Source organism: Rhodoferax sp. (assembly GCF_037143375.1).
Classification (GTDB): Bacteria; Pseudomonadota; Gammaproteobacteria; order Burkholderiales; family Burkholderiaceae_C; genus Rhodoferax.
The window spans coordinates 1-1860 of sequence record NZ_JBAWYV010000302.1; the positions used below are offsets into that span (position 1 = coordinate 1).

The window sequence follows — 1860 nt, forward strand, 5'->3', positions numbered from 1 at the left end:
TCAAACCGATTTCAATGCAGCGCCTGAAAGACGTGGTGGCGAGGTTGGTGCCTGACTAATCAATGATGGTGGCCGTGCTCGCCATGCACATGACGGTGGGCGATTTCTTCTTCTGAAGCCACACGGACGTCCGTCACCACAAGGCTAAAGCGCAAGGTCTTGCCTGCAAACGGGTGGTTGCCATCAAGCATGACGGTGTCACCCTTGATTTTCATGACCGTAAAAATCTGCTCTTGGCCGTCTTCACCCACGCCCTTGAGTGAGCCTCCGACTTTCACACCGGGCGGGAATTGCGACTTGGGAATGGTTTGCACCAGGCCCTCATCAAGCAGGCCAAAAGCATCTTCCGGCGCAAGATCAAGCGTGGTCTGAAAACCTGGCTCCTGCCCGTCCAGCACGGCTTCGACTTTCGGGAAAATATTCTCATAGCCACCGTGCAGGTAGACCATCGGGTCGGTGCTTTCATCCAGCAACTTGCCGGTACTGTCCATCAACTTGTAGCGCAAGGTGACCGCCGTGTCTTTTTCAATTTTCATAGGAGTACTCTGGTTAAAACGGAAATATCAGGGGCGTATTTTCGCGCATTTGTACGCAAAACCCACGGCGACACAGATGACCAGCAGATAAATTTTTACAAGCCAAATAAGCCTCTAGCGCAGGTAGCACCTGCGTAAGCAGCTATTTATTTAGTAGCATACAAGCACTAGCCCTTCATCCATCGTGGTTACTGGCGGCAAGGTGTAGACGAAGGTGAAATAATTGCCCATCTATTTTCAAGGACCCACGACATGACTGATACCCAACAACGCATCGACGACCTGGTCAAAACCAACGAAGTCGTTCTCTTCATGAAAGGCAATGCCAGCTTTCCCCAGTGTGGTTTTTCAGGCCGTGCGATCCAGATTTTGAAGGCCTGTGGCGTTGACCCCAAGGAACTGAAGACCGTGAACGTGCTGGAAGATGATGAAATCCGCGCCGGTATCAAGGACTACAGCAATTGGCCCACCATTCCTCAGCTCTACGTCAAAGGCGAGTTCATCGGCGGCTCAGACATCATGATGGAAATGTACGAAAACGGCGAACTCCAAACGGCGCTGGCAGCCAAGGCCTGATCCGCCACGCTTCCTCATCAAAAGCCACCTCCGGGTGGCTTTTTACATGGTCAAGCGACGCTGATTTCCCAGTTTCTTTTGGCACCAAAAACAGCATTCGGGTAGGGTGCCTTGCCGCGTGAACCGTTGTAGCGACCCAGCGCCAGATACAGATCCCCTTTTTCACGGTCCAGGTAATGCCGCAGGATGACGCAACCAAAACGAAGGTTGGTCTGCATGTGAAACAGCTTGCCAGCATCGCCATCGCCCAGCACGCGGGTCCAGAACGGCATGACTTGCATATAACCACGAGCGCCGACGCTGCTCACTGCAAATTTTCGAAAATTACTCTCTACTTGCACCAACCCCAGTACCAGCGCCGGGTCCAACCCAGAACGGCGGCTTTCATACCAGATCGTTTGCAAAAATTCTTTACGCACGTTCCAGTCAGGTTTTTGCCGCTTCAGACGTTCACTCAAGCCGCCGAGCCAGCGCAAGTACTTCAGGCGTGATTCGGTATCTGGAAACTCCGGGATAGGAGGCGCGTTGCTGCCAACCGCCGAACTTAACGCGGTACGTACCGCATCCACCAGCGGCTCTTCAGCTTGGCCACCGGCCAAGGCCTGCTCATGAAGTGAGAACTGACCAAGACCTGCCATCAAAGTCAGGAGTGACGATCTCCTTGAAATCATGTCAGGTCTGCCAGTCAATGTCACGCTGTCAGTCGAGCCTGAATCAGGCTGAGGATGTCAGTCACAGGCACGTTGGT

General features: G+C 53.2%; 3 protein-coding genes. 1 reads left to right on the forward strand and 2 read right to left on the reverse strand.

The genetic code is table 11. From position 1 onward, the window contains the following. Positions 1 to 59: 59 nt before the first annotated feature. The gene (locus WCG50_RS19235; RefSeq protein ID WP_336901203.1) at positions 60 to 536 is read right to left on the reverse strand and encodes a peptidylprolyl isomerase; all 477 of its coding nucleotides are present in this window, start codon (positions 534 to 536) and stop codon (positions 60 to 62) included. 252 nt (positions 537 to 788) lie between these two features. Here WCG50_RS19235 and grxD point away from each other — a divergent pair, with 252 nt between their 5' ends. Next, positions 789 to 1112 (forward strand): Grx4 family monothiol glutaredoxin, encoded by a 324-nt coding sequence (grxD, locus tag WCG50_RS19240; RefSeq protein ID WP_336901204.1) that lies wholly within the window; start codon positions 789 to 791, stop codon positions 1110 to 1112. Between the two features lie 50 nt (positions 1113 to 1162). Here grxD and WCG50_RS19245 read toward each other — a convergent pair whose 3' ends face one another. Beyond that, positions 1163 to 1750, reverse strand: coding sequence for a lytic transglycosylase domain-containing protein (locus WCG50_RS19245; RefSeq protein ID WP_336901205.1), 588 nt, complete (start codon positions 1748 to 1750; stop codon positions 1163 to 1165). Positions 1751 to 1860 lie beyond the last annotated feature (110 nt).